This window comes from Enterobacter sp. UNJFSC 003 (assembly GCF_036903355.1).
In the GTDB taxonomy this organism is placed as follows: Bacteria; Pseudomonadota; Gammaproteobacteria; order Enterobacterales; family Enterobacteriaceae; genus Enterobacter.
In genome coordinates this window covers 348,409-374,221 of record NZ_JBAKHK010000002.1, presented here as the reverse complement: position 1 = coordinate 374,221, position 25,813 = coordinate 348,409, and the positions used below count along the sequence as shown (strand labels likewise).

The following is a 25,813-nucleotide window of genomic DNA, read 5'->3' as shown; positions in this document are numbered from 1 at the left end:
AAGAGGGGGGCATTGTCGTCTCTCCCGAAACAGAAAACATTGCGTTAGCACATTATTGCCCATGAGAAAACGCAATCACCTTTCCGCCCGCGGGAATGTCGTCTTCGTCATGCGTAACCAGCACCACCGGAATATGACGGGCGCGGACGGTATCGAATACCCACGCCCGGAAGGTGCTCCGCAGCGTTTTATCAAGGTGGCTGAAGGGTTCGTCCAGCAATAACGCCTGTGGCTCTGCAAGCAGGGCGCGCAGCAGACTCACGCGGGCACGTTCACCACCGGAAAGCGTAGCAGGATCGCTGGCGTAGCGGGTGGCCATCCCGGCCGAACCCAACGCCTGCAGCACGGCATCACGACGTGCAGGCCCGGTGATGCTGGCCGGAAGCGCCAGCAGCAAATTTTGCCCCACGCTGAAATGGTCAAACAGCAGCGCATCCTGGAACAAAATGCCCAGTCCGCGCTTTTCAACGGGAAGGGTATCGCAGCGACGGTCGCCCAGCCACAGTTCGCCGCGCGCCTGAAAGTCTGCGGACAGCGCGCCGACCATCCAGGAAAAGAGTGTCGACTTCCCGCTACCGGACGGGCCCATGAGCGTCAGTATCTCCCCGCGCGATACGCGGAAATTCAGCCCGTGGAAAAGCGGTTCAACGGTGAGGTTTTTGACTTCCAGCATTAACGTAATCCTTGTCGGTAGCGGCCTGCAAGGCGGGAGAGCAGGGCGGCGATCGCAAAAACGATGCCCGTTACCAGCAGTAATCCCAGCGCCCGGTTGGCCAGTTGCGGAATACTGCCGCCGCTGCTGAGCGCAACGGCCTCGGTGGTCAGCGTGGCAAACCGTCCCGCGCCGAGCCAGAGCGTCGGCATATACTGAGCCATGCTCACCGAAAAACCGGTGGCGAAGGCCAATAGCGCAGGGCGTACCAGCAGCGGGCATTTCAGTAGCCAAACTATTCTCACGCGACCCCAGCCCAGCGTTCTCGCGGTCAGAATAAGGCGCGGATCAATCCTGCGCCATGCGGGCTGTAATACCAGTAACATCCACGGCAACACCCAGAGCAGATGGCTCCAGAGCACGGCGGCAAAATGCCCGTCAATACCCAGCCGTAAGGCGACAACGTACTGACCAGACACTAACGGCAGGGCAGGGAGTGCCAGCGGAAGCCAGACCCATTGCCCACCGCGCGGTGGCCCCCACTCCAGCCAGATAATAATCAGCACCAGCGCCAGCAGGCTGGAGAGCAGACCCAGCGTGAGGCTGGTGGTGACGGGCGCCATGGCAACATGACTTTCTTGTGCCAAAAAAAGCAGCACCCCGGCGCAGATGCCCCCGCAGGCTGGGAGCAACAGGGAGAGCGGGCATGCAGGCAGCGGAAGGGACATGCTGCGCCGGACACCAGACAGATCGGGCAAGGACCGCCGCCAGCACCGCCAAATTCCATACCCCAGTGCCCCCAGCAGGGCCATCAGCAGGAGCAAGAGCAAACACAGCAACGTCCCTTGCGCCTGCTGCTGTTCGTCGCCCTGGCTGAGCCACTGCCAGGCAAGCACCGCCAGCGTGGGGGGATTTCCCGGGCCGAGAATAATGGCGACATCAACAACAGACAGCGACCAGGCCAGAACTGCCAGCATGACCGCACCCAGCGCGGGCGCAATCGCGGGCAGTACCAGCCAGCACAGCCGTTGAAGCCGTCCGTAGCCGAGCGTCTGGAGCACCACGCTCTGCTGCGCCAGGCGTGCTTCAGGCAACACGGCGTAAATTGCCCACAGCACGAAGGCGCTCTCTTTGACGGCGAGCGTCAGCCCCAACCCGACGCCGTAGCGGTCGAGCTGCGGAGAGCAAAAGGAGCATACCTGATAAAACAGGCCGCCTTCAGCAAACGTCAGTAACGCGCTGGTGGCGAACGCAACATGGGGAACGGCCAGCAGCCAGGGTAAATGGGTACAGAGACGGCGCCAGCGCTCGCCGGGCCACAGCAGGGTGACGAAGCCGAGGGTGATAAACAGCGCGCCCAGCGTGGCAATCAACGTGGACACCAGCGTTGCAATCAGCGCCTGGGGCAGCTGCGGATCGTTAAGCAGCCACTGCCAGTTCGTCCACGACAGTGCCGGTCCCGCCAGCATCGCGCCGGCCGGGAGTAGCGGTAGATAAATAACCGCCATTGCCAGCCAGATCGCCCAGCTCAGCGGGTGCCGTAGCGACGAAGCCATTCCTGCTCCAGCGCGGTCACCCAGGCTGCGTGGGGTTCTGGCAGTACAGCGGGTAACCCGTCAGGGGTATGCTTGCGAAGCTGTTGAGCTTCATCGGCGGGCAGCGTGCTGGCATCCAGCACGCTGGGATCGCCCCAGACCGCAGGGTCAGCTTTACGGATTTGCGCCTGCGGCGAAAGCAGGAAATTGGCAACCATCTTCGCACCCGCACTCGCGCTGGCGTTTGCGGGGATCGCAACAAAGTGAACGTTCCCGAGCATGCCCTTCTGGAACCCATAGCTGTAGGCGTCAGCAGGCAGTTCCCCGCTGGCCACTTTTTGCCGCGCGTGCGCGGGGTTAAACGTCAGCGACAGGTCCAGGCTGCCGCTGGCCAGCAGGGTGTCCATCCGCGCCGGAGAGGGAGGAAAGTCTTTCCCTTCCCGCCACAGCAGCGGATGGAGTGAATCGAGGTATTTCCACAGCGGGGCTGTCACCTGCGCGAAGGTTTCATCGGGCGCTTTTTTCAGGGCGTCAGGCTGGGTCGTTAGCGTCAGGAGCAGTTGTTCCAGAAACGCCGTGCCGGTAAAGTCGGGCGGGCGCGGATAGCTCATTTTTCCCGGGTGCTGTTGCGCCCAGGCCAGCAGCGCCTTTGGGTCCTCCAGCGGTTTCGCGAGGCGGCCTTTACGGGCAATAAAGGTGAGTTGAGCGCCGCCCCACGGGGACTCTGCGCCCTCGGTCGGGAGAGCGAAATCTTCCGCGACCGGCTTGCGGGTATCGACGTACCGCCAGTTTGGCAGCATTTGTGCCCAGCCGGTTTGCAGCAGATTCGCCTCCTTCAGCGTGCGGAAGTTTTCCCCGTTCACCCACAGTAAATCGACCGAGCCGTTGCTGCTGCGTCCTGCCGCATATTCGGTCTGGATACGCTTCACCGCATCGGCTGCGTCGGCCAGGTGAACGATTTTAAGGTTAATGGCGTAGTGCGTTTTCATCTCGCCGCTGACCCAGTCGAGGTAATCGTTCACGGCCCGATCGCCGCCCCAGGCGTTAAGCCAGACGGTCTGGCCTTTGGCATGTTGTTGGATGGATTGCCAGCGCTCGGCTGCCATTGCGGGCGCGATTAACAGCAGACCGCTCAGAAACGCGCAAAAACGCACACGGCGCATAATGCCTCACTTTTTAACAGAAGAGGTGTAACGGGAAAACAGCCAGCGAGTCACCAGCGGTAATAACCCCAATAGTGTAAAGGCGAAGAGCACGCCCGGCGACAAAATATCGCGAAGCGAGGTTAATTTACCCAGCTCCCGCCCGGCATTCAGGAAAATAACTGTCGCGGGCAGCATGGCAAGCTGGCTCACCCACCAGTAGCGACGCGCATCAATACGGGTTAGCCCCATGAGCACATTGACCAGAAAAAAGGGGAACAGCGGCATCAGGCGGAGGGCAAAAAGATAGCGCGCGCCGTCTCGCGCCATACCGCGATTGACGGTACGCATCTGCGGGGCAAAACGCCGTTGGATCCAGGCGCGAAGAAAATATCGGCTGGTCAGCATCGCCAGCGTGGCGCCGAGGGTCGAGGCAAATGAGACTAACAGTATCCCCAGCCACGGGCTAAAAAGCGCGCCGCCCAGCAGGGTGAGGATCGCCGCACCCGGTATCGAGAGGGCGGAGACCGCCGCGTAAAGGGCAAAATAGTAAACCGCACTTTGCAGGGGATGGTGTTCCACATAAGCCACTAGCGCCTGCTGATGCGTTTTTACGGCGTCGAGAGAAAGTGCACCGGGCGGTAAAAAAAAGAATGCCAGCGCAAATGCGCCCAGAAGGGCGCACAGGAAGATCGTTTTTTGTCCGTTCACACCGAATTACAGCGTGAACTTAGCCCACACCGGCGCGTGGTCTGACGGTTTTTCCATACTGCGGATGTCGTAATCAATACCGGTCTCAATGCAGCGCTCTGCCAGCGGTGCGCTAGCCAGCAGCAGGTCGATACGCAGGCCGCGGTTGTCGTCAAAACCCTTTGAACGGTAGTCAAACCACGAGAAACGATCCTGCGTGTCGGGATTCGCCGCGCGGAAGGTATCCACCAGGCCCCAGTCCAGCAGACGCTGCATCCACTCGCGCTCTTCCGGCAGGAAGGAACATTTACCGGTGCGCAGCCAGCGCTTGCGGCTGTCTTCGCCAATGCCAATATCCAGATCGGTTGGGCTGATATTCACATCACCCATGATCAGCACCGGATTGTCTTTTTTCAGCTCGGTGGTCAGGTAGTTCTGCAGGTCCTGATAAAACTTCGCTTTTGCCGGGAATTTGGTCGGGTGGTCGCGGCTTTCACCCTGCGGAAAGTAACCATTGATCACGGTGATATTGCCCAACGGGGAAGGGAGCTCGGCCATGATGATGCGGCGCTGGGCTTCTTCATCGTCACCCGGGAAGCCGCGGCGCACGGCGATCGGTGTCTCTTTGGTCAGCAGCGCCACGCCGTAGTGACCTTTTTGTCCGTGATAAAAAACGTTGTAACCGAGCTTTGCCACCTCTTCGAGAGGGAACATATCGTCGTGGACTTTTGTCTCCTGCAGGCCGATGACATCCGGCTGATGTTGCTCAACGATAGCTTCAAGCTGGTGAGGGCGGGCGCGCAGGCCGTTGATATTAAAAGAGACAAATTTCATAGTCGCTGCCAATGCAAGGTGAATAGTGCATGGATGGTAGCAGAAATTGCGTCGGCTGTTATCCGCTTCGCCCAATTACTGCGACAGATAATGTTGACGGTGCAAAATTTGCACCATTCTGACGCGTCTCGCCCTGAAAGAGGGCGTAAATGGCCGATAAATTTCGCGAGCGATCACAAATCCAGAATTATATTTGGCATGTGCATACTCTTTCTGGTTTTCATGCGGCAAAGCGCCGCTTGCCGTAAAAATATTCACTTTTTATGCATTAATAGTGAATAACTCCATATCGTAACTCTTTGATATTCTGTCGCTCCTTCCCTTTTATGCATTTTTATCGCTGGCTGGCACGAACTCTGCAATCTACATTCACAGTGCAAACACTCAATTATTTAACATTTAAACAACCTTTTATTTACCGGGTGAGGTCGCTATGTCTCTGTCAATTACGCGTGAAAATTTCGATGAATGGATGATGCCGGTTTACGCGCCGGCGGCTTTTATTCCGGTTCGTGGGGAAGGCTCGCGCCTGTGGGATCAGCAGGGCAAAGAGTATATCGACTTTGCTGGTGGGATTGCGGTGAATGCGCTGGGGCATGCAAACCCGGCGCTGCGCCAGGCGCTGAACGACCAGGCCGCGAAGTTCTGGCACACCGGCAACGGTTATACCAATGAACCTGCCCTGCGCCTGGCCAAAAAGCTGATCGACGCGACCTTTGCAGAGAAAGTGTTTTTCTGTAACTCGGGGGCGGAAGCCAACGAAGCGGCCCTGAAGCTGGCGCGCAAATACGCGCACGATAAATTTGGCGCGCACAAGAGCGGCATTGTGGCCTTTAAAAATGCGTTCCACGGCCGCACGCTGTTTACCGTGAGCGCGGGCGGGCAGCCCTCCTATTCGCACGATTTCGCACCGTTGCCGCCGGATATCCGCCACTCTGTTTATAACGATCTGCAGTCGGCCAGTGAGCTGATCGATGACGCCACCTGCGCGGTGATTGTTGAGCCGATGCAGGGCGAGGGCGGCGTTGTTCCGGCACAAAAAGCGTTTCTGCAGGGGCTGCGCGAGCTGTGCGATCGCCACAATGCGGTGCTGATTTTTGACGAAGTGCAGACCGGCGTTGGCCGTACCGGTGAGCTGTATGCCTATATGCACTATGGCGTAACGCCGGATGTGGTCTCGACCGCCAAAGCGCTGGGCGGCGGTTTCCCAGTGGGGGCCATGCTCACCACCGATAAATTCGCCAGCGTCATGACGGTGGGCACGCACGGCACGACCTACGGCGGTAACCCGTTGGCCTCTGCCGTGGCAGGACAGGTGCTGGACATTATCAATACCCCGGAGGTTCTTAACGGCGTGAAGCAGCGTCACGCGTGGTTTGTTGAACGTCTGAGCGCCATTAACAGCAAGACCGGCCTGTTTAAAGAGATCCGCGGTCTGGGGCTGTTAATCGGTTGTGAACTCACGCCTGAATTTGCCGGAAAAGCTAAACTTATTTCACAGGAAGCAGCAAAAATGGGCGTGATGGTGCTGATTGCCGGTGCCAACGTGGTGCGGTTTGCCCCTGCGCTGATAGTGAGCGAAGAAGAGGTGAGAACCGGCCTGGACCGTTTTGCGCAGGCCTGTGAACAGGTGAAGTCCGGGGTGTCATCATGATGGTCATTCGTCCCGTTGAGCGCGGCGATCTCGCCGGGCTCATGCAGCTCGCCGGTAAGACGGGAGGCGGGCTGACCTCGCTTCCTGCCGATGAAACCACGCTGTCGGCGCGTATTGAGCGCGCCCTGCAAACCTGGCAAGGGACGTTACCGAAAAGCGAACAGGGTTATGTGTTCGTGCTGGAAGATACTGACACCGGCACCGTCGCCGGGATCTGCGCCATTGAAGTTGCCGTGGGGCTTAATGACCCTTGGTACAACTACCGCGTTGGCACAATGGTTCATGCCTCGAAAGAGCTGAATGTCTATAACGCGCTGCCCACGCTCTTTCTCTGCAATGACCATACCGGCGCCAGCGAACTGTGCACGCTGTTCCTCGATCCGCAATGGCGCAAGGAGGGCAACGGCTATCTGCTCTCTAAATCGCGTTTTATGTTTATGGCTGCGTTCCGCGATCGCTTTAATGAAAAGGTTGTCGCTGAAATGCGCGGCGTGATTGATGAAAACGGCTATTCGCCGTTCTGGGAAAGCCTTGGGGAACGTTTCTTCTCCATGGAGTTTAGCCGCGCGGACTACCTTTGCGGCACCGGCCAGAAAGCGTTTATTGCGGAACTGATGCCTAAACATCCGATTTACACCCATTTCCTGACGCCGGAGGCGCAGGCGGTGATCGGCGAAGTGCATCCGCAGACCGCGCCTGCTCGCGCGGTGCTGGAGAAAGAGGGGTTCCGCTACCGCAACTATGTCGACATCTTCGACGGCGGCCCAACGCTGGAGTGCGATATTGACCGCGTGCGCGCCATCCGTAAGAGCCGGCTGGTGGAGGTCGCAGAAGGCCAACCCGCACCAGGGGAATGGCCCGTCTGCCTGGTGTCAAACGAACATTACGACAATTTCCGCGCCATGCTGGTGCAGACCAACCCGCAATCTGAGCGTCTGGTATTGACGGCTGCACAACTGGATGCCCTGAAATGTAACGCAGGCGACACGGTTCGCCTGGTACGACTTTGCCCTGAGGAGAAAACAGCATGACTTTATGGATCAACGGTGACTGGGTGACGGGTGAAGGCGAACAGCGCGTAAAAACCGATCCGGTGAGCAACGCAGTGCTCTGGCAGGGGCATGACGCCAGCCCCGTGCAGGTAGAGCAAGCCTGTCATGCCGCACGTCGCGCGTTTCCTGCCTGGGCAAAACAGCCCTTCTCCGCCCGCCAGGCGATGGTCGAAAAATTTGCCGCGCTGCTGGAGGAGAACAAAACCGAACTGACGCGCGTCATTGCCAGTGAAACCAGCAAACCGCGCTGGGAAGCCGCGACCGAAATCACGGCCATGATCAACAAAATCGCCATTTCGGTGAAGGCTTACCATACCCGGACCGGCGAGCAGCAGACCGAAATGCCCGACGGCGCGGCCACGCTGCGCCACCGTCCGCACGGCGTGCTGGCCGTATTTGGCCCGTACAACTTCCCGGGCCATCTGCCGAATGGCCACATTGTGCCTGCGCTGCTGGCAGGGAATACCGTCATTTTTAAACCGAGTGAGTTAACGCCGTTGTCCGGTGAAGCGGTCGTGAAGCTCTGGGAGCAGGCGGGCCTGCCGCCGGGCGTGCTCAACCTGGTGCAGGGCGGGCGCGAAACCGGTCAGGCGCTGAGTGCCGTAAGCGACATAGACGGCCTGCTGTTTACCGGCAGCGCCGGAACCGGATACCAGCTACATCGCCAGCTGGCGGGGCAGCCGGAAAAAATTCTGGCGCTGGAGATGGGCGGTAACAATCCTCTGATTGTTGAAGATCCTGACGACATCGACGCGGCCGTGCATTTGACCATTCAGTCTGCCTTTATTACCGCCGGGCAACGCTGCACCTGCGCGCGTCGTCTGCTGGTGAAGCGCGGTGCACAAGGTGATGCGTTCCTGAAACGTCTGGTGGAAGTGAGTGCGCGCCTGGTGCCTGCGCGGTGGGATGCGGAACCGCAGCCGTTTATCGGCGGGCTGATCTCCGAGCAGGCGGCTCTCAACGTGCTCAGGGCCTGGCAGGATCATGTGGCTCGCGGGGCGAAAACGCTGCTGGAGCCGAAGCAGATTCAGCCGGGCACGTCGCTGCTGACGCCGGGGATTATTGAGATGAGCGGCGCGAGCAATGTGCCCGATGAAGAGGTCTTTGGTCCGCTGCTCTGCGTCTGGCGTTATGACGATTTTGGGAGCGCGATTGCGATGGCAAATAACACCCGCTACGGCCTGTCGAGCGGTTTGATCTCGCCCCTGCGCGAGAAGTTTGATCGGCTGCTGCTAGAGGCGCGTGCCGGGATCGTCAACTGGAACAAGCCGCTGACCGGCGCGGCGAGCACCGCACCCTTTGGCGGCGTGGGTGCCTCGGGCAACCACCGCGCCAGCGCGTGGTATGCAGCGGATTACTGCGCATGGCCGATGGCAAGCCTGGAGTCGCCGGCATCGACGCTGCCGACGACCCTGAATCCAGGGCTGGACTTTACCCGGGGAGATTCCCATGAAAGCGCGTGAAGTCAATTTTGACGGGCTGGTGGGGCTGACCCATCACTATGCCGGCCTGTCGTTTGGTAATGAAGCCTCGACGAAGCACCGCTTTCAGGTATCCAACCCGAAGCTGGCGGCGAAGCAGGGGCTGCTGAAAATGAAGACGCTGGCGGACGCGGGTTTTCCACAGGCGGTGATCCCGCCTCAGGAGCGGCCGAATGTGCCCGTGCTGCGTCAGCTTGGATTCAGCGGTAGCGACGAGCAGGTGGTTGAAAAAGCGGGCACGCAGACGCCGCACCTGCTCTCTGCGGCCAGCTCTGCCTCATCGATGTGGGTTGCAAATGCGGCAACGGTTGCTCCGTCGGCCGATACGCTGGATGGCAAAGTGCATTTCACGGTCGCTAACCTGAATAACAAATTCCACCGTGCGACCGAAGCGGAAACGACCGAGCGCGTGCTGCGCGCAATGCTCAATAATGATGCTTGTTTTGAGGTGCATCAGGCGCTGCCGCAGGTGGCGATGTTTGGCGACGAAGGTGCCGCTAACCATAACCGCCTGGGGGGCGATTATGGCGAGCCCGGCTTGCAGCTGTTTATATACGGGCGGGAAGAGGGGGGCCATTCTGCACCTACCCGGTATCCGGCCCGCCAGACGCTGGCGGCAAGCCAGGCCGTAGCGCGCCTGAACCAGGTCAATCCCTCGCAGGTGATTTTTGCCCGGCAGAACCCGCATGTGATAGACCAGGGCGTATTCCATAACGACGTCATTGCCGTCTCCAACCGCCAGGTGCTGTTCTGCCATGAGCAGGCGTTTGCCCATCAGGAGACACTGCTGGCGACGCTGCGCGAGCGTGTCCCCGGCTTTATGCCGATTCAGGTGCCAACCGGGGCGGTGAGCGTGCAGGATGCGGTTGAGACCTATCTCTTTAACAGCCAGTTGCTGAGCCGCGATGATGGCAGCATGATGCTGGTGCTGCCGCAGGAGTCACGTAATCATGAAGGGGTGTGGCGCTATTTGAGCGAGCTGGTGAAGGCCGATAACCCGATTGATGAGCTGCGCGTATTTGACCTGCGCGAAAGCATGGCAAACGGCGGCGGCCCGGCCTGTTTACGTCTGCGCGTGGTCTTAACGCAGGACGAAATGCAGGCGGTAAACCCCGCAGTCATGATGAACGACGTGCTCTTTAACGCGTTAAACAACTGGGTGGATCGTTACTATCGCGACAGATTAACCCAGGCCGACCTGATTGACCCACTGCTGTTGCGCGAGGGACGCGAGGCGCTGGATGCGTTAACGACAATCCTGCAGCTGGGTTCGGTTTATCCGTTCCAGCGCTAGGGGGAGGCTATGGACAATTTACTGGCACTGACGCTGGCGGACGAAACGCCTTCACACCGCGAGGGGGATGGCCCCTCATTCCACTGGCAGTGGCTGGGACGCGGCGTGCTTGAGCTGATGCCAACGAATGAAAGCGAATTATCGCTTCTGCTTTCAAGCGGTATTCACGGTAACGAAACCGCACCCGTCGAGATTGTCGATCGCCTGTTACGGGCGCTGTATCGCGGTGATATCACGTTGCAGTGCCGCCTGCTGGTGGTGCTCGGCAACCCGCCAGCGCTGGCGCAAAACAGGCGTTATCTCGTAAGCGATATTAACCGAATGTTCGGTGGCCGCTGGTCGCAGTTTGCGCAGGGTGATGAAACGGCGCGCGCTCAGTGGCTTGAGAGCGTGGTCAGCACCTTCTTTACCGCTTCGGGGGGAACGCGCTGGCATCTCGATCTGCATACGGCGATCCGGGCGTCATATCATGTGCGCTTTGGCGTATTACCCCAGCGTCAGCAGCCGTGGGATGAAACCTTTCTGGGCTGGCTGGGTGATGCGGGCCTGGAGGCGCTGGTCTTCCATCAGTCTCCAGGAGGAACCTTTACCCACTTTACCTGCGAAAAATTCGGCGCGCTGGCCTGCACGCTGGAGCTGGGCAAAGCGTTACCGTTTGGACAGAACGATCTCACCCGCTTTCTGCCAACGCAGCATGCGCTTCAGGCGCTGCTGGGGGGCAAGACGCCTGAGCACGCGCAGGAGCCGGTCGTGCGTTATCGGGTTGTACAGCAGATTACCCGCCGCAGCGAGGCGTTCCGTCTGCATATGGCTGCCCACACGCTCAACTTCACCCCGTTCCGCAAAGGGGTGCTGCTGGCCGAAGATGGCGACGAGCGCTATGAGGTACAACAAAGCACGGAGTATGTTTTATTCCCCAATCCCTCGGTGGCGTTTGGCCTTAGAGCCGGGCTGATGCTGGAAAAAATGTCCTGAGCATTTCCCCTCTTCGTTGTGGAGGGGAAATTATTTCTTAGCGATAAAAGCGATTGCCTTTATTTTGCGGAATATTCCTGGTTAATTGCTTTATTATTAATCGTCACTTCGATATACTCCTTCATAATCTCTTTAAAATCATCGTATTGAATATTTTTGTTTCAACTTTCCATGCTTTATCCTTAATTCCTCCACATTTGGCGATAATTTGTTTTTTACACTTTCATTGTTTTACCGTTGCTCTGACTAATTGACGATAAACCCCGTAAAGTTAATCTCGTCAACACGGCATAGCGCCGAAGAATAACTGAAAGTAAGGAAATAAATTATGCGTAAATTCACTGCACTGTTTGTTGCTTCTACCCTGGCTCTGGGCGCTACCAGCATGGCGTTTGCTGCAGATACCGCAACCACCACCGCTGCCGCGCCATCTGAAGGCAAAATGATGATGCATCATAAAGGCAAGCCGGGTATGCACCACGACATGATGTTCAAAGACCTGAATCTGACCGATGCGCAGAAGCAGCAAGTTCGTGACATCATGAAAAGCCAGCGTGACCAGATGAAACGCCCTCCACTGGAAGAGCGCCGCGCAATGCATGACATCATTGCCAGCGACAGCTTCGATAAAGCAAAAGCCGAAGCGCAGATCGACAAAATGGCCGAACAGCACAAAGCCGGTATGCTGGCCCGCATGGAAACCCAGAACAAGATCTACAACATTCTGACCCCGGAACAGAAAAAACAATTTAATGCCAATTTTGAGAAGCGTCTGACAGAACATCCAGCGGCGGAAGGTAAAATGCCTGCACCAACCGAATAATCGGTTCAACATCTTAAGACCGCCGGGATCCTGTTCACAAAAGCGAAAACGCTGTGGACAGGACCGGCGGTTTTTTCTTTCATACCCTCTTGTCTGCCGCCGCAAGCGCGGTATCCTCCTGTCATCGCTTTAGAGAATTCATGACGTTAGGCATTTTTATCAACGTCCGGCTAATGCCTGCCCACTCTGCTGCCGATAATACGTCTGTGAATATCCAACGATAACAAACAAGACTGCAACGATAGCGATATCCTTGCCCTGGTGCATATTGCGCCTTTCAGGAGTGGTTATGGAGTTCTTTGATATCCGTAAGATGCCGGTCAGTCTATGGCGCAATGGTGCTGGCGAGACGCGTGAAATTTGCTGTTTTCCTCCCGCGACGCGCGATTTCTCCTGGCGCGCCAGCATTGCTTCCATTGCCAGCAGCGGCGAGTTTTCTTCTTTTCCTGGCGTCGACAGGGTGATTACCCTGTTGGAAGGGGGAGAGGTGACGCTCGATGCCGGTCAGGCATTTTGCCATACCCTGAAACACCACCAGCCGTACAATTTTGCCGGGGATCTGCCGGTTAAGGCCGTTCTTACCGACGGTCAAATGTCGATGGATTTCAACATTATGACCCGACGGGACCGCTGTCAGGCAAAAGTGCGGGTCGCTGACCGTACGTTTACCACTTTTGGTTCACGCGGCGGGGTGATTTTCGTGTTGAGCGGCGCATGGCAGCTTGGCGAAAAATTGCTGACGGCGGATCAGGGGGCCAGCTGGGAAGAGGGCACCCATACTCTGCGTTTGCTGGAATCTCAGGGACGCTTGTTGTTCAGTGAAATTACCTGGCTACCGGGGCACTGAGTTCGATAATTTCAAACTCGCCGCTCAGCAAAGGCCTGCAGAGAATTTTATAGCCGTCCTGATCGAATCCGGCGGGCGTGCGTAAGAGGGCGGTGGCGTCGTCGAGGGTGTCGACGGCGCCCAGCCACAGCCAGTTATGAATAATATGATAGTGCGTCATCGCATCCCTGCTCTCTTTCAACGCCACGGCGCCGTCCCACGGCCAGCAGTTAACGCTGATAGTCGCCAGCCCTGCAAGAAGGCGGGCATGATGTTCCTCAACACTCTCCTTACCGCAGCAGGCACCCGCGCAGCGTTTCAGCGCTGAGCGGAAACAGGCGCGCCCGCGCGTTGTGGGCTCAATCCCCAGAAGGCTGTAACAAAGCTTTTGCTCGTCTGCTAGCGCTTGCAGGGCCTGCAGGGCCGCGCGTTTGTTGGCAAATAAACCGTAGAGATTCGGGGCATGAGAGAAATCGACTTCGCGCGCGTAAACCACCTGCGGTTTTCCCGCGTTTATTTGTAAAGAACAGAGCTGGCGATTGCGGCGCAAGCGTTTATTGAACAGCGGCTGCTGTTCCTTTATCAGCCGGGCTTCCAGCAGCAGAGCACCCAGCTCTCCCGCCGTCTCGAACCAGGTGATGCGCCGGGACTGACGAAGCATCGCGGCTTCATCCGGCGTACGCAAATGGGACAACACCCGGCTGCGAATGTTAACACTTTTGCCAATATAGAGCGGCATGGTGTCGCTTTCGCCATGAAAGAAGTAGACGCCGGGCTGTTTAGGCAGTGCCTCAAGCCAGGGGCGAAGATGTTCGGGATATTCATAGATAGCCGCCGCTTCAAACTCAAGACGCGGGGCGGATTGACGCCTGCTCACATACCACTCCATATACTGTTCATGTGTACAGTGTAGCAGGAGTGGGGGGGTTAAAAAAGAGCCGGGCGGCGGCTATGCTTTGCCCGGCCTACAACGTGGGCTATTTCTTCCAGAAATCGTCAAACACCGTAATCGGCGTATGGCGCTTGTGCTCGGTCTTCAGATACCAGCCTTCGATAATTTTAGCGGTACTGTCATCGAGTTTTTTGCCTTCCAGATAATCATCGATATTGTCATAGGTGACGCCCAGCGCGGCTTCATCCGGCAGGGAAGGGCGATCGTCTTCCAGATCTGCCGTAGGCGCTTTCTTATATAAGTGCTCCGGGCAGCCCAATGCCGCCAGCAGCTGTTTGCCCTGACGCTTGTTAAGACGGAAGATCGGGTTAATGTCGGTGCCGCCGTCGCCGTACTTGGTGAAGAAGCCGGTAATGGCTTCTGCCGCATGATCGGTACCGACCACAACCCCTTTGGTCATGCCTGCAATGCTGTACTGCGCCTTCATGCGCTCGCGCGCTTTTTCATTACCCCGAACAAAATCGCTCAGCTCAATGCCGGCTTCGCGCAGCGCCTGCTCGCTCGCCAGCACCGCGCCTTTAATATTGACGGTAAGCACACGGTCAGGCTGGATAAAGGTTATTGCGTCCTGGCAATCCTGCTCATCTGCCTGCACGCCGTAAGGAAGACGAACGGCAATAAACTGCAGAGCGGTATCCCCCGTCTCATCGCGTAGCTCTGAAATGGCCATCTGGCACAGTTTGCCGGTGAGCGTGGAGTCTTGACCACCGCTGATGCCCAGCACCAGCGACTTCAGGAAAGCATTCTTTTTTAAGTAAGATTTCAAAAAATCAACGCTACGGCGGATCTCTTCATTTGCATCTACCGCAGGCTTCGCGCCCAGCGCCTGAATAATCTCTTGTTGCAGAGCCATTACGCCCTCCATATGCAGAATCAAACCAAATGTATCTGTTAAAACTAACCCGTTGAACGTAAAACGACAAGGATCACATTTTTGAGTGCGGCGATTTACCACGATTTAGCAGCTTAGTGTTGTTTTATTAGAATTTTCCGAAATTCGTCTGGCGTAACTCGCAAAGTTGAACAATAGTACTTTTTATCCCATGCTTAGATAACACGCTGATAAACAAGAGGACGGAATATGAACAAGAACGTAGCAGGAATTTTAAGCGCAGCGGCGGTACTGACTATGCTGGCAGGGTGTACGGCTTACGATCGCACCAAGGATCAGTTCACACAGCCCGTGGTGAAAGATGTCAAAAAAGGCATGACGCGTTCACAAGTTGCTGCGATTGCCGGTAAACCTTCTTCTGAAGTGACCATGATTCATGCGAAAGGCACCTGCCAGACCTACATCCTGGGTCAACGTGATGGTAAGGCTGAGACTTACTTCGTTGCACTGGATGAGACCGGACACGTGATCAATTCTGGTTACCAGACCTGTGCTGAATACGACACTGATCCACAGGCACCTAAGGCGCAGTAACCTGCTCGCCTGATGATGTTAACAAGCCGGCCCGTGGGCCGGTTTTTTTATGTATAGGGAAATCTTATTTCTTTGCGCGAATTATTTGCCTGAAATGTGAAGGTAGTCAACATGCCAGGTCAATGAGAGACAATTTACTCCTGTCCAGAATTATCCCCTCCTTGTACCATTGCGTATACTCAGTTCAACGACAAACAACGGTAAGCACACTGCCCGTCAGCCGGGATGGCAAGTCGAGTGATAGCGTGACGGCGGGTGGTCATACGAGAGGGAAGTTATTATGGAAAAGAAACATATCTACCTGTTCTGTTCTGCGGGCATGTCAACCTCGCTGCTGGTTTCCAAGATGCGTGCACAGGCCGAGAAGTATGAAGTCCCTGTGGTGATTGAAGCGTTTCCAGAAACGCTGGCAGGTGAAAAAGGGCAAACGGCCGACGTCGTTTTATTAGGACCGCAAATCGCGTATATGTTGCCCGAAATTCAACGTCTATTACCGAATAAACCGGTCGAAGTTATCGATTCGGGGCTGTACGGCAAGATCGATGGTTTAGGTGTATTGAAAGCTGCTGTTGCAGCCATTAAAAAAGCTGCCCATTAATTTTTAATTTTCCCGTCAAAGAGTTATTTCACACACAATACGCCGTAACATATGTTGCGGCATTTAAGGGTATTTTCCTATGAGTAAAGTCATCGCTTCACTTGAAAAGGTACTCCTTCCTTTTGCTGTTAAAATAGGAAAGCAGCCTCACGTTAATGCCATCAAAAACGGCTTTATTAAATTAATGCCGTTGACGCTGGCCGGGGCAATGTTCGTTTTAATTAACAACGTTTTTCTGAGCTTTGGTGAAGGTTCCTTTTTTTATTCATTAGGAATTCGGTTAGACGCTTCGACAATTGAAACCCTTAATGGTCTTAAAGCCATCGGCGGCAACGTATACAACGGTACGTTGGGTATTATGTCGCTGATGGCGCCTTTCTTTATTGGGATGGCGTTAGCAGAAGAACGTAAGGTGGATCCGCTGGCGGCGGGGTTATTATCCGTTGCTGCATTCATGACCGTTACGCCTTACAGCGTGGGGGAAGCGTATGCGGTCGGTGCCAACTGGCTGGGCGGTGCAAACATTATCTCCGGTATTGTGATCGGGCTGGTGGTTGCCGAGATGTTCACCTTTATTATCCGCCGCAACTGGGTTATCCGCTTGCCGGATAGCGTACCTGCTTCCGTTTCTCGTTCATTTTCCGCGTTGATTCCAGGCTTCATTATTCTCTCCATTATGGGGACGGTGGCCTGGGCGCTCTCTCACTGGGGCACAAACTTCCATCAGATCATCATGGACTCTATCTCTACGCCGTTGGCGTCGATGGGGGGCGTGGTCGGTTGGGCGTATGTCATTTTCACCTCCCTGCTGTGGTTCTTCGGCGTGCATGGTTCACTGGCACTGGCAGCGCTGGACAGCGGTATTATGACCCCGTGGGCACTGGAGAACGTTGCGCTTTACCAGCAGTACGGCTCCGTTGATGCGGCGCTGGCAGCGGGTAAAACCTTCCATGTGTGGGCGAAGCCGATGCTTGACTCCTATATCTTCCTGGGGGGGACCGGGGCGACGCTGGGTCTGATCATCGCGGTCTTTATTGTTTCTCGTCGTGCTGACCATCGTCAGGTTGCGAAGCTGGCGTTGCCATCAGGCATCTTCCAGATTAACGAACCGATTCTGTTTGGCTTGCCTATCATCATGAACCCGGTGATGTTCATTCCGTTCATCCTGGTTCAACCTCTGCTGGCAGCGATTACTCTGACAGCGTACTACCTGGGCATTATTCCCCCGGTGACAAACATTGCCCCGTGGACAATGCCGGCCGGATTGGGTGCATTCTTCAACACCAACGGTAGCGTAGCCGCCTTCCTGCTGGCGATTTTCAACCTCGGCATTGCCACGCTGCTCTATATGCCGTTCGTGGCAATAGCAAACAAAGCCGCAACGGTTATCGATGAAGAAGAGAGCGAAGAGGATATCGCCCTCGCACTGAAATTCTAAATTACACGGCGCGGGGCAACCCGCGCCGGTGAAAAGGAGCTTAAAGATGTTAGATTTGGACAGTATTGTTGCAGAAGAAACCGAAGAGAACGATTTGGAAGAAGTGGTGATGGGTCTCATCATCAACTCCGGACAAGCCCGTAGCCTGGCGTATGCCGCACTTAAGCAAGCCAAGCAGGGCGATTTTGCGGCAGCGAAAACCATGATGGATCAGTCCCGCATCGCACTCAATGAAGCCCACCTCGTGCAGACTAAGCTTATAGAGGGGGATCAGGGCGAAGGCAAGATGAAAGTAAGCCTGGTGCTGGTGCATGCCCAGGATCACCTGATGACCTCGATGCTGGCGCGCGAGCTGGTGGCCGAGTTAATCGAGCTTCATGAGAAGATGCAGTAGTCAGAGTGAGCAGCAGGAGGTCAGCACGATGGAAATTAAAACCGCACTTGAGCAGCAGCTGTTTAATGGTAAGAATTTTCACGTGGTTATTTACAACAAGACGGAGAGCGCCAGTGGTCTGCACCAGCATGACTACTATGAGTTCACGATTGTTCTGACCGGCCGCTACTACCAGGAGATCAACGGGAAACGCGTCCTGCTTGAGCGTGGCGATTTTGTGTTCCTGCCGATGGGCTCTCATCACCAGAGCTTTTACGAGTTTGGGGCCACTCGCATTCTTAACGTTGGCGTCAGTAGGCGCTTCTTTGAGAAACACTATTTGCCGCTGGTGCCGTTTTGCTTTGTGGCTTCTCAGGTATATCGCGTTAAAAACGAGTTCATGACCTGGATCGAAACGGTTATTGCCTCGCTTAACTTTCGTGACAGTGAGTTCGATGAGTTTATTGAAACCGTGACGTTTTACGTGATGAACCGTCTTCGCCATCACCGTGAAGAACAACAGATAAGTGACGATATCCCGCATTGGCTGCGCGGTACCGTCGAAATGATGCACGATAAATGTCAATTCAGCGACAATGCGCTGGAAAATATGGTGGCGCTATCAGGAAAGTCGCAGGAATATTTGACCCGCGCCACCCAGCGTTATTATCGAAAAACGCCCGTGCAGATTATTAATGAAATCCGCATTAATTTTGCCAAGAAACAGCTGGAAATCACCAATTACTCTGTTACCGATATTGCATACGAATCGGGATACAGCAGCCCCAGCCTGTTTATTAAAACCTTTAAAAAATTGACCTCATTCACACCGAACAGTTACCGGAAGAACTTGACGGTAATTAATTAACGGCAGACGGTATATCCGTCACACATATTGATTTAATTGCTTGCCCAAATAGCGGGAAGAGAGCGCTATACCTTGCAGGCGGTTAACCTGATACGCTAAGGGAGAAATTATGCAACAGAAATTAAAAGTCGTGACCATTGGCGGCGGCAGCAGCTATACCCCAGAATTACTGGAAGGGTTTCTGAAACGTTATCATGAATTGCCGGTCAGTGAGTTATGGCTGGTGGACGTTGAGGAAGGCCAGGAAAAACTCAATATTATTTTCGACCTGTGCCAACGCATGGTTGCAAAAGCTGGTGTGCCATTAACCGTGCACAAAACCCTGGATCGCCGTCTGGCGCTGAAAGATGCCGACTTTGTGACCACCCAGCTGCGCGTCGGCCAGCTTAAGGCACGCGAGCTGGACGAGCGCATTCCGCTGAGCCACGGTTACCTCGGGCAGGAAACCAACGGTGCAGGTGGCCTGTTTAAAGGGCTGCGTACCATTCCGGTGATTTTCGACATCATCAAAGACGTGGAAGACATTTGCCCGAACGCCTGGGTGATTAACTTCACCAACCCGGCCGGGATGGTCACCGAGGCGGTATATCGCCACACCGGTTTTAAACGCTTTATCGGCGTCTGTAACATTCCGATTGGTATGAAAATGTTTATCCGCGACGTGCTGGAACTGTCTGACGGTGACGATCTCTCGATCGATCTGTTCGGTTTGAACCACATGGTGTTTATCAAAGATGTTATTGTGAACGGCACATCACGCTTTGCCGAGCTGCTCGACGGCGTGGCGTCTGGTCGCCTGACTGCAGCGTCAGTAAAAAATATCTTCGACCTGCCGTTTAGCGAAGGGCTTATCCGCTCCCTGAATCTGCTGCCGTGCTCTTACCTCCTGTATTACTTCAAGCAGAAAGAGATGCTGGCTATCGAAATGGGCGAGTATTATAAAGGCGGCGCACGTGCCCAGGTGGTGCAGAAAGTTGAGAAGCAGCTCTTTGATTTGTATAAAGATCCGAACCTGAACGTCAAACCGAAAGAGCTTGAGCAGCGCGGTGGGGCGTACTATTCGGATGCAGCATGCGAAGTGATCAATGCCATTTTCAACGACAAGCAGGCTGAGCACTACGTCAACGTGCCGCATCACGGACACATCGACAATATTCCCTCAGACTGGGCCGTCGAAATGACCTGTATCCTCGGACGCGATGGCGCGAAGCCGCACCCGCGTATTACCCACTTTGATGACAACGTGATGGGGCTTATCCACACCATCAAAGGGTTCGAGGTGGCGGCAAGCCATGCGGCGCTGAGCGGTGAGCTAAATGACGTTCTGCTGGCGCTCAACCTTAGCCCGCTGGTGCATTCTGACCGCGATGCCGAACAGCTGGCAAGAGAGATGATCCTGGCGCACGAAAAATGGCTGCCAAATTTTGCAGCTACGGTTGAGACGCTTAAGTGCAAACAGCATTAAGAGGACCCGCGATGGAAAATCTGCTGATCGTAAATGCCGATGATTTTGGCCTGTCGAAGGGGCAGAACTACGGCATCGTTGAGGCCTGTCGCAATGGCGTGGTGACTTCAACCACGGCGTTGATAAATGGTGAAGCGGTGGAACATGCGGCGCAGTTGAGCCGTGACCTGCCAGACCTGGGCGTGGGGATGCACTTTGTGCTGACGCTTGGCATGCCGCTTTCAACCATGCCCGGCCTGACGCGAGACGGACAGTTGGGGAAATGGATTTGGGAACTGGCAGAGCAGGGCGCGCTGCCGCTTGACCAGATTCCCCGCGAGCTGGACTGCCAGTTCAACCGTTTTGTCGATCTCTTTGGTCGCGAGCCAACGCACATAGACAGTCACCATCATGTGCATATGATCCCGGCGATTTTCCCGATTGTTGCGGAATTTGCTCAACGCAAAGGGGTGCCGATGCGTATCGATCGCGAAGTGCATGGGCTGCCGTCCTTCTCTGTGCTCTCGACGGAGGGATTCAGCAGCGCGTTTTACGGCGAAGAAATCAGCGAAGGGCTATTCCTGCAGACGCTGGATGAGTCCGCCGCACGCGGCGAAAAGTCGGTGGAGATCATGGCGCACCCGGCGTTTGTCGATAACATCGTACGTAAAAGTGCCTACTGCTGGCCGCGTCTGGCGGAGCTTGACGTGCTGACGTCAGCGTCGCTGAAGTATGCGATTGCCGAGCGTGGGTATTGTCTGGGGACGTTCCGGGATCTGTGATAAATACCGGGTGGCAGTGTCGCCACCCGGCTGTTTTTACGCCGGTATCCGATCGATCTTACTGCTGCGCGACCACACGCGGTGGGCGGCAAGCAGATCAAACAGCTTCGTCATAAATGCATCGTCAACGTTATCTCCCTCGACAATGCCGTCTTCACCCTGATCGGCTACCTTCAGCTGCGCTTTAAACTGCCGCGCATCTCCGGAAAGGGCGATCGGTTTCAGGTGCTTATAGGCTTCAAGCAGGTAATACACCGCATCACCGTTATTCAGCAGACCGTCGATATCGCCGCACGGCACAATCACCGCATCCACCGTTAACGATGGCGCACCGGCAAACGTCGCGGCTATAGGCAGCACGGAGCCGTCATCGGCGGTCACTTCGCCCATACGGGAATAGAGCAGCTTGGCGTGTACCCCTTGGGTTTTTAGCGCCTTCATAATGCCCAGCACGTCGCTGGCGCGGGTGCTGTCGTTCAGGAGAATCGCGACGACGCGGCCTTTGATTGACCCGCCCGGCACGGCATAAAGGCTAAGAGACGGATCTTTTTTCAGTCCATTAACGTCTTTTGGCGGAGCCGCATTGCGCTGCTCGTCGGTCAGGCTAATGCCAAGGTTATCCGCAACGCTCTGGGCAAGCTGAATATCAATATGCGCCAGGTGGTCGACAACCCGCTCACGAATATAGGTTCGCACTACCTTGCTCAGTTCGAAGCTGAATCCGCCGATAATATGCTGCTGCTCAATCGGGGTCTGACTGTTCCAGAATAGGCGCGGTTGGGCGTAGTATTCGCCGAACGACGGGCTTCGCTCACGGATTTTTGTGCCCTCAACGCGTTCCTGGTAAGACTCAAATCCACCGCGTTTTGGCCCCGGCGGCGTTTCACGTGGCCAGTTATCGTTGATTGAGTTCGGTTCATAGTTGGCCGGATTGGTGTCGATATCCATGCGATGCATCCCGTCGCGCTGGAAGTTGTGGAACGGACAGGTCGGACGGTTAATCGGAATTTCGTGGAAGTTCGGCCCGCCCAGGCGGCTAATCTGCGTATCGGTGTAGGAGAACAGACGCCCCTGCAACAGCGGATCGTTGGTGAAATCCAGTCCGGGGACGATATGTCCGGGGTGGAAGGCAACCTGTTCGTTCTCGGCAAAGAAGTTATCCGGGTTGCGATTAAGTACCATTTTGCCCACCAGCTGCACCGGCACTAGCTCTTCAGGGATGAGTTTTGTGGGATCAAGCAGGTCAAAATCGAATTTGAACTCGTCTTCTTCCGGTATCAGCTGAAGCCCCAGCTCATATTCGGGGAAGTCACCGGCTTCAATAGATTCCCACAGTTCGCGACGGTGGAAGTCGGGATCGCGACCGGTAAGCTTTTGCGCTTCATCCCATACCAGCGAGGCTTTGCCCGCAACCGGTTTCCAGTGGAAGCGCACAAAGGTGGCTTTACCTTCCGCATTGATCAGACGGAAGGTGTGGATGCCGAAGCCCTCCATGGTGCGATAGCTGCGCGGGATACCGCGGTCCGACATTGCCCACATCACGTTGTGTAATGTTTCAGGCTGCAGGGAGACGTAGTCCCAGAAGGTGTCGTGCGCGCTTTGTCCCTGCGGTATCGCCCAATGAGGCTCTGGTTTTACCGCATGGACAAAGTCAGGAAACTTATGCGCATCCTGAATGAAAAACACCGGCGTGTTATTGCCGACCAGGTCGAAAATGCCTTCTTCGGTATAAAACTTGGTCGCAAAGCCACGAATATCACGCACCGTGTCGGCCGACCCCGCGCCGCCCTGCACGGTGGAGAAACGCACAAATACCGGCGTGATTTTATCCGGGTCGGAAAGGAAGTCCGCTTTGGTGATCGCTTTCAGGCTCTTATAGGGCTGGAAGTAGCCGTGGGCCGCGGAGCCGCGCGCGTGCACGATGCGCTCCGGTATACGCTCGTGGTCAAAGTGGGTGATTTTTTCCCGCAGGATAAAGTCTTCCAACAGCGTTGGCCCGCGAGTGCCCGCGCGCAGGGAGTTTTGGTCGTCTGCAATGCGGACCCCTTGATTGGTGGTCAGCGCATGATTTTCTCCGCCTTTACGGTGAGGCTCGAGAGATTTCAGTTTGTCGTTCGTCGCGTCGGGAGATTTAACGCTTCCCGGCGCGGTAGGTTGTTCCCCCGGAGCGGAAGGGCCAGGTGAAGGTTGATGGGACCCGTCTGCAGGGGCGAGTGAGTCCATTCCCGGTTGCGATTCTTCAGTGCCATGAATGGGTGATTGATGTGGTTTATCTTTGTTCGACATTGCACGATTCTCCTTGATTCATTGCTAAAAACCCTAATAAGGATAGAACAATGTGGCGAAAGGGCTGACGAACTAAGAATTTTCAGGTACCACAGTTAACGAAAGGAGCCATCCAGTACACGCCAGGCGCGACGCATGGGGGCAGGATCGGCTATCATAGATTTTTACCGCTTCCAGAATTTGCTTTAGTGAACCGTCGCTTATGAAACCTCTTCGTCTTCGCCAACAAAATCGCCAGGTTATTAGCTATGTGCCCCGCGTTGAGCCCGCGCCGCCAGACCATGCTCTGAAAGTGGAGGGTTTTCGCGACGTCTGGCAGCTGCGGGGCAAATACGTGGCTTTTGTGCTGATGGGCGAGCACTTTCGCCGCTCTCCCACCTTCACGGTGCCGGAAGCGGCGCAGCGGTGGGCGATGCAGATTCGCCAGGAAGAAGAGGTTGAAGAATAGCAGCCATAAAAAAACCGCCATCAGGCGGTTTTTTTATGGCAAATGCGATTAACGGTGGGCCAGTTCGGCGTCGTCTTCGCTTTCCAGAATCGCTTTGTCAGTCTGCTTCAGCCACTGGCTGGTCAGCGTACCGGCAGTCATTGAGCCGCTAACGTTCAGTGCGGTGCGGCCCATGTCGATCAGCGGTTCTACGGAGATCAGCAGCGCCACCAGCGTGACCGGCAGGCCGAGAGCAGGCAGTACAATCAGCGCCGCGAAGGTTGCACCGCCGCCCACGCCCGCAACGCCTGCGGAGCTAATGGTGACGATACCCACCAGGGTCGCAATCCATACCGGATCCAGCGGGTTAATGCCTACAGTTGGCGCAACCATCACCGCCAGCATCGCCGGGTAGAGGCCTGCACAACCGTTCTGACCAATGGTGGCCCCAAAGGAGGCGGAGAAGCTGGCGATGGACTCCGGCACGCCCAAACGACGGGTCTGCGCTTCCACGTTCAGTGGAATCGAGGCCGCGCTGGAACGGCTGGTGAATGCGAAGGTCAGGACCGGCCATACCTTACGGAAGTATTTCAGCGGGCTGACGCCGTTCACGCCCAGCAGGATGCCGTGAACCACAAACATAATGCCCAGGCCCAGATACGACGCAATCACAAAGCTGCCCAGCTTAATGATGTCCTGCAGGTTAGAGCCTGCAACGACCTTGGTCATCAGCGCCAGCACGCCGTAGGGGGTCAGTTGCATCACCAGACGCACCAGCTTCATTACCCAGCTTTGCAGCGTGTCGATCGCGGTCAGAACACGTTCGCCTTTTGGGGCATCGTCTTTCAGCAGCTTCAGCGCGGCCACGCCGAGGAATGCCGCAAAGATCACCACGCTAATGATGGACGTCGGACTTGCACCGGTTAGATCGGCAAACGGGTTCTTCGGAATGAAGGAGAGCACCATCTGCGGCACGGTCAGGTCAGCGAGTTTGCCAACATAGTTTGTCTGGATCGCGGTCAGGCGAGCCGTTTCCGCGCTGCCCTGTACCAGACCTTCAGCGGTCAGGCCAAACAGGTTGGTCACCAACACCCCGACCAGCGCCGCAATCAGCGTGGTGAAGAGCAGGGTACCGATAGTCAGGAAGCTGATTTTACCCAACTGAGTGGCATTATGCAGACGTGCCACCGCGCTCAGGATAGAGGCAAACACCAGCGGCATGACGATCATCTGTAGCAGCTGTACATAGCCGTTACCGACGATGTTGAACCACTGAATAGAGTCTTTCATGACGGGATTATCGGAGCCATAAATCGCCTGTAATGCCAGACCAAATACAACACCCATTCCCAGACCAACCAATACTTTCTTCGCCAGACTCCACTGTTTGTGGCGCGTCTGCGCGAGAAGCAATAGCAATATTACGAACACCACAACGTTCGCGATGAGTGGAAAATTCATCCCCGTTCTCCTGATTTATTATCCGGTCGGTTTATACCGATCCTGTTGGCGCAAGGTTAGCAGAAGTGTGATGTAGCGCTTATATCCAAATGGAATGGATTATGACAAATGCGATAGTATTGTTGGTTTATTGTTCAATCTGGTGATGAATAAAGCGATTGAACTGAAATTGCAGAGAATTGATCATCTGTGAGGACCAGCGGACTGCACTGTTTTCGGGCAATGTCTGTGGCATCCAGACGGCCCAGGCGAAGAGTGCCATGCACAGAACACGTTCAAGCTGGTTCCCTTTTTGCGGCGCAAGAAGGGGGAAACGAAAACGCCAGCGGCAGGGCCACAGCAGCGGCACCCCGGCAGGGGTCAGCATATCGGCAAGAATATGGCTTAAATACCCCAGCACCATTCCCTGAATTGCATCGGCGGGCACTACCCAACTGTCAGGCACTTTTAAATAGAACAGCGTGAGCAGGCCAAACACCGCCAGCAGGCTGTGGGTGAATCCCCGGTGACCAAATGCCCGGGCGATGGGTTTTGATATCCACTTCAGCCGTTGTCCGAGGAAGGATTTCGGATGGTCAATATCGGGCAACAGGCAGGTCAGCACGGCGGACGGGACAATATGCCACCAATCCCCCTGTGCCAGCACAGGGGTGAGTTCAGCATTTTTGGCAAACACTGCGCACGCGATTGAAAAAAGAAGGTGCCCTTCCGCCGTCATGATAAAACCCAGGAAACTGTCAATTCATACAGTATAGGGTTTTTATACAGTAGGCGGAAGAGGTGACGGTGTAACTCTTTGT

At 55.7% G+C, this 25,813-nt stretch carries 25 protein-coding genes; 15 read left to right on the top strand and 10 right to left on the bottom strand.

Annotated features, from left to right (window positions below):
- Positions 1-52: 52 nt before the first annotated feature.
- From V5P19_RS07870 to xthA, 5 genes are read right to left on the bottom strand one after another with little or no spacing between them, the layout of a single operon-like run.
- A complete protein-coding gene (locus tag V5P19_RS07870) occupies positions 53-673 on the bottom strand; it encodes an ATP-binding cassette domain-containing protein (RefSeq protein WP_334401859.1) in 621 nt (206 codons plus the stop codon).
- On the bottom strand, positions 673-2,208 hold the full coding sequence (locus V5P19_RS07865; protein ID WP_334401857.1) for a thiamine ABC transporter permease: 1,536 nt from the start codon (positions 2,206-2,208) through the stop codon (positions 673-675). Before V5P19_RS07865 ends, V5P19_RS07870 begins: the two co-directional genes overlap by 1 nt.
- Complete coding sequence (locus V5P19_RS07860) at positions 2,181-3,341, bottom strand: ABC transporter substrate-binding protein (protein WP_334402721.1); 1,161 nt, start codon at positions 3,339-3,341, stop codon at positions 2,181-2,183. The genes V5P19_RS07865 and V5P19_RS07860 overlap by 28 nt, the downstream gene beginning before the upstream one ends.
- A gap of 15 nt (positions 3,342-3,356) precedes the next feature.
- Entirely contained in the window at positions 3,357-4,040 is a 684-nt protein-coding gene (locus tag V5P19_RS07855) for a TVP38/TMEM64 family protein (RefSeq protein ID WP_334401855.1), read from the bottom strand.
- 6 nt (positions 4,041-4,046) lie between these two features.
- Positions 4,047-4,853: an exodeoxyribonuclease III gene (gene xthA / locus V5P19_RS07850; protein WP_334401853.1), complete on the bottom strand. Its 807-nt coding sequence runs from the start codon at positions 4,851-4,853 to the stop codon at positions 4,047-4,049.
- Positions 4,854-5,286: 433 nt separating this feature from the next.
- Here xthA and V5P19_RS07845 point away from each other — a divergent pair, with 433 nt between their 5' ends.
- The 7 genes from V5P19_RS07845 (at position 5,287) to ves (ending at position 12,979) form a co-directional block, all read left to right on the top strand.
- Positions 5,287-6,507 (top strand): aspartate aminotransferase family protein, encoded by a 1,221-nt coding sequence (locus tag V5P19_RS07845; RefSeq protein ID WP_334401851.1) that lies wholly within the window; start codon positions 5,287-5,289, stop codon positions 6,505-6,507.
- Positions 6,504-7,538 (top strand): arginine N-succinyltransferase, encoded by a 1,035-nt coding sequence (gene astA, locus V5P19_RS07840; protein ID WP_334401849.1) that lies wholly within the window; start codon positions 6,504-6,506, stop codon positions 7,536-7,538. Before V5P19_RS07845 ends, astA begins: the two co-directional genes overlap by 4 nt.
- The gene (astD, locus tag V5P19_RS07835) at positions 7,535-9,022 is read left to right on the top strand and encodes a succinylglutamate-semialdehyde dehydrogenase (RefSeq protein WP_334401847.1); all 1,488 of its coding nucleotides are present in this window, start codon (positions 7,535-7,537) and stop codon (positions 9,020-9,022) included. The genes astA and astD overlap by 4 nt, the downstream gene beginning before the upstream one ends.
- Positions 9,009-10,334 carry an N-succinylarginine dihydrolase gene (gene astB, locus V5P19_RS07830; RefSeq protein ID WP_334401845.1) on the top strand — a complete coding sequence of 442 codons (1,326 nt, stop codon included), beginning with the start codon at positions 9,009-9,011 and terminating at the stop codon, positions 10,332-10,334. Before astD ends, astB begins: the two co-directional genes overlap by 14 nt.
- A gap of 9 nt (positions 10,335-10,343) precedes the next feature.
- Complete coding sequence (gene astE, locus V5P19_RS07825; RefSeq protein ID WP_334401843.1) at positions 10,344-11,309, top strand: succinylglutamate desuccinylase; 966 nt, start codon at positions 10,344-10,346, stop codon at positions 11,307-11,309.
- 328 nt (positions 11,310-11,637) lie between these two features.
- A complete protein-coding gene (spy, locus tag V5P19_RS07820) occupies positions 11,638-12,132 on the top strand; it encodes an ATP-independent periplasmic protein-refolding chaperone Spy (protein ID WP_334401841.1) in 495 nt (164 codons plus the stop codon).
- Positions 12,133-12,421: 289 nt separating this feature from the next.
- A complete protein-coding gene (gene ves / locus V5P19_RS07815) occupies positions 12,422-12,979 on the top strand; it encodes an environmental stress-induced protein Ves (protein ID WP_334401839.1) in 558 nt (185 codons plus the stop codon).
- Here ves and cho read toward each other — a convergent pair.
- Positions 12,957-13,835 (bottom strand): excinuclease Cho, encoded by an 879-nt coding sequence (gene cho / locus V5P19_RS07810; RefSeq protein ID WP_334401837.1) that lies wholly within the window; start codon positions 13,833-13,835, stop codon positions 12,957-12,959. The two genes, ves and cho, sit on opposite strands and share 23 nt — an antisense overlap.
- A 100-nt stretch (positions 13,836-13,935) precedes the next feature.
- Positions 13,936-14,763, bottom strand: coding sequence for an ammonia-dependent NAD(+) synthetase (gene nadE / locus V5P19_RS07805; protein ID WP_334401835.1), 828 nt, complete (start codon positions 14,761-14,763; stop codon positions 13,936-13,938).
- Between the two features lie 228 nt (positions 14,764-14,991).
- Between nadE and osmE the strand changes: the two genes are divergently transcribed.
- From osmE to chbG, 7 genes are all read left to right on the top strand, one after another.
- A complete protein-coding gene (osmE, locus tag V5P19_RS07800; protein ID WP_334401833.1) occupies positions 14,992-15,336 on the top strand; it encodes an osmotically-inducible lipoprotein OsmE in 345 nt (114 codons plus the stop codon).
- A gap of 280 nt (positions 15,337-15,616) precedes the next feature.
- Positions 15,617-15,934 carry a PTS N,N'-diacetylchitobiose transporter subunit IIB gene (chbB, locus tag V5P19_RS07795; RefSeq protein WP_334401831.1) on the top strand — a complete coding sequence of 106 codons (318 nt, stop codon included), beginning with the start codon at positions 15,617-15,619 and terminating at the stop codon, positions 15,932-15,934.
- 79 nt (positions 15,935-16,013) lie between these two features.
- Positions 16,014-17,372, top strand: coding sequence for a PTS N,N'-diacetylchitobiose transporter subunit IIC (chbC, locus tag V5P19_RS07790; protein WP_334401829.1), 1,359 nt, complete (start codon positions 16,014-16,016; stop codon positions 17,370-17,372).
- A gap of 46 nt (positions 17,373-17,418) precedes the next feature.
- Positions 17,419-17,766 (top strand): PTS N,N'-diacetylchitobiose transporter subunit IIA, encoded by a 348-nt coding sequence (chbA, locus tag V5P19_RS07785; protein ID WP_334401827.1) that lies wholly within the window; start codon positions 17,419-17,421, stop codon positions 17,764-17,766.
- Positions 17,750-18,613: a transcriptional regulator ChbR gene (gene chbR / locus V5P19_RS07780; protein ID WP_334401825.1), complete on the top strand. Its 864-nt coding sequence runs from the start codon at positions 17,750-17,752 to the stop codon at positions 18,611-18,613. The genes chbA and chbR overlap by 17 nt, the downstream gene beginning before the upstream one ends.
- Positions 18,614-18,722: 109 nt before the next feature.
- On the top strand, positions 18,723-20,078 hold the full coding sequence (locus V5P19_RS07775) for a 6-phospho-beta-glucosidase (RefSeq protein ID WP_334401823.1): 1,356 nt from the start codon (positions 18,723-18,725) through the stop codon (positions 20,076-20,078).
- An 11-nt stretch (positions 20,079-20,089) separates the two neighbouring features.
- Complete coding sequence (gene chbG / locus V5P19_RS07770; protein ID WP_334401821.1) at positions 20,090-20,839, top strand: chitin disaccharide deacetylase; 750 nt, start codon at positions 20,090-20,092, stop codon at positions 20,837-20,839.
- A gap of 36 nt (positions 20,840-20,875) precedes the next feature.
- On the opposite strand, the gene katE is transcribed toward chbG, so the two are convergent.
- Entirely contained in the window at positions 20,876-23,125 is a 2,250-nt protein-coding gene (gene katE, locus V5P19_RS07765; protein ID WP_334401819.1) for a catalase HPII, read from the bottom strand.
- A gap of 202 nt (positions 23,126-23,327) precedes the next feature.
- Between katE and cedA the strand changes: the two genes are divergently transcribed.
- Entirely contained in the window at positions 23,328-23,573 is a 246-nt protein-coding gene (gene cedA, locus V5P19_RS07760; RefSeq protein WP_334401817.1) for a cell division activator CedA, read from the top strand.
- 48 nt (positions 23,574-23,621) lie between these two features.
- Here the strand turns inward: cedA and V5P19_RS07755 are convergent, their stop codons facing one another.
- Both V5P19_RS07755 and V5P19_RS07750 read right to left on the bottom strand, forming a co-directional pair.
- Complete coding sequence (locus tag V5P19_RS07755) at positions 23,622-25,013, bottom strand: L-cystine transporter (RefSeq protein WP_334401815.1); 1,392 nt, start codon at positions 25,011-25,013, stop codon at positions 23,622-23,624.
- Positions 25,014-25,140: 127 nt separating this feature from the next.
- Positions 25,141-25,731 (bottom strand): metal-dependent hydrolase, encoded by a 591-nt coding sequence (locus V5P19_RS07750; RefSeq protein WP_334401813.1) that lies wholly within the window; start codon positions 25,729-25,731, stop codon positions 25,141-25,143.
- Between the last annotated feature and the right edge of the window lie 82 nt (positions 25,732-25,813).

Coding starts and splice junctions, on each gene's coding strand:
- astD (WP_334401847.1), top strand. CDS start 7,535: ATGACTTTATGGATCAACGGTGACTGGGTGACGGGTGAAGGCGAACAG.
- astA (WP_334401849.1), top strand. CDS start 6,504: ATGATGGTCATTCGTCCCGTTGAGCGCGGCGATCTCGCCGGGCTCATG.
- V5P19_RS07865 (WP_334401857.1), bottom strand. CDS start 2,208: ATGGCTTCGTCGCTACGGCACCCGCTGAGCTGGGCGATCTGGCTGGCA.
- chbR (WP_334401825.1), top strand. CDS start 17,750: ATGAGAAGATGCAGTAGTCAGAGTGAGCAGCAGGAGGTCAGCACGATG.
- V5P19_RS07775 (WP_334401823.1), top strand. CDS start 18,723: ATGCAACAGAAATTAAAAGTCGTGACCATTGGCGGCGGCAGCAGCTAT.
- osmE (WP_334401833.1), top strand. CDS start 14,992: ATGAACAAGAACGTAGCAGGAATTTTAAGCGCAGCGGCGGTACTGACT.
- V5P19_RS07750 (WP_334401813.1), bottom strand. CDS start 25,731: ATGACGGCGGAAGGGCACCTTCTTTTTTCAATCGCGTGCGCAGTGTTT.
- chbG (WP_334401821.1), top strand. CDS start 20,090: ATGGAAAATCTGCTGATCGTAAATGCCGATGATTTTGGCCTGTCGAAG.
- chbA (WP_334401827.1), top strand. CDS start 17,419: ATGTTAGATTTGGACAGTATTGTTGCAGAAGAAACCGAAGAGAACGAT.
- astE (WP_334401843.1), top strand. CDS start 10,344: ATGGACAATTTACTGGCACTGACGCTGGCGGACGAAACGCCTTCACAC.
- V5P19_RS07755 (WP_334401815.1), bottom strand. CDS start 25,013: ATGAATTTTCCACTCATCGCGAACGTTGTGGTGTTCGTAATATTGCTA.
- V5P19_RS07845 (WP_334401851.1), top strand. CDS start 5,287: ATGTCTCTGTCAATTACGCGTGAAAATTTCGATGAATGGATGATGCCG.
- chbC (WP_334401829.1), top strand. CDS start 16,014: ATGAGTAAAGTCATCGCTTCACTTGAAAAGGTACTCCTTCCTTTTGCT.
- xthA (WP_334401853.1), bottom strand. CDS start 4,853: ATGAAATTTGTCTCTTTTAATATCAACGGCCTGCGCGCCCGCCCTCAC.
- V5P19_RS07870 (WP_334401859.1), bottom strand. CDS start 673: ATGCTGGAAGTCAAAAACCTCACCGTTGAACCGCTTTTCCACGGGCTG.
- katE (WP_334401819.1), bottom strand. CDS start 23,125: ATGTCGAACAAAGATAAACCACATCAATCACCCATTCATGGCACTGAA.
- cedA (WP_334401817.1), top strand. CDS start 23,328: ATGAAACCTCTTCGTCTTCGCCAACAAAATCGCCAGGTTATTAGCTAT.
- spy (WP_334401841.1), top strand. CDS start 11,638: ATGCGTAAATTCACTGCACTGTTTGTTGCTTCTACCCTGGCTCTGGGC.
- nadE (WP_334401835.1), bottom strand. CDS start 14,763: ATGGCTCTGCAACAAGAGATTATTCAGGCGCTGGGCGCGAAGCCTGCG.
- astB (WP_334401845.1), top strand. CDS start 9,009: ATGAAAGCGCGTGAAGTCAATTTTGACGGGCTGGTGGGGCTGACCCAT.
- chbB (WP_334401831.1), top strand. CDS start 15,617: ATGGAAAAGAAACATATCTACCTGTTCTGTTCTGCGGGCATGTCAACC.
- ves (WP_334401839.1), top strand. CDS start 12,422: ATGGAGTTCTTTGATATCCGTAAGATGCCGGTCAGTCTATGGCGCAAT.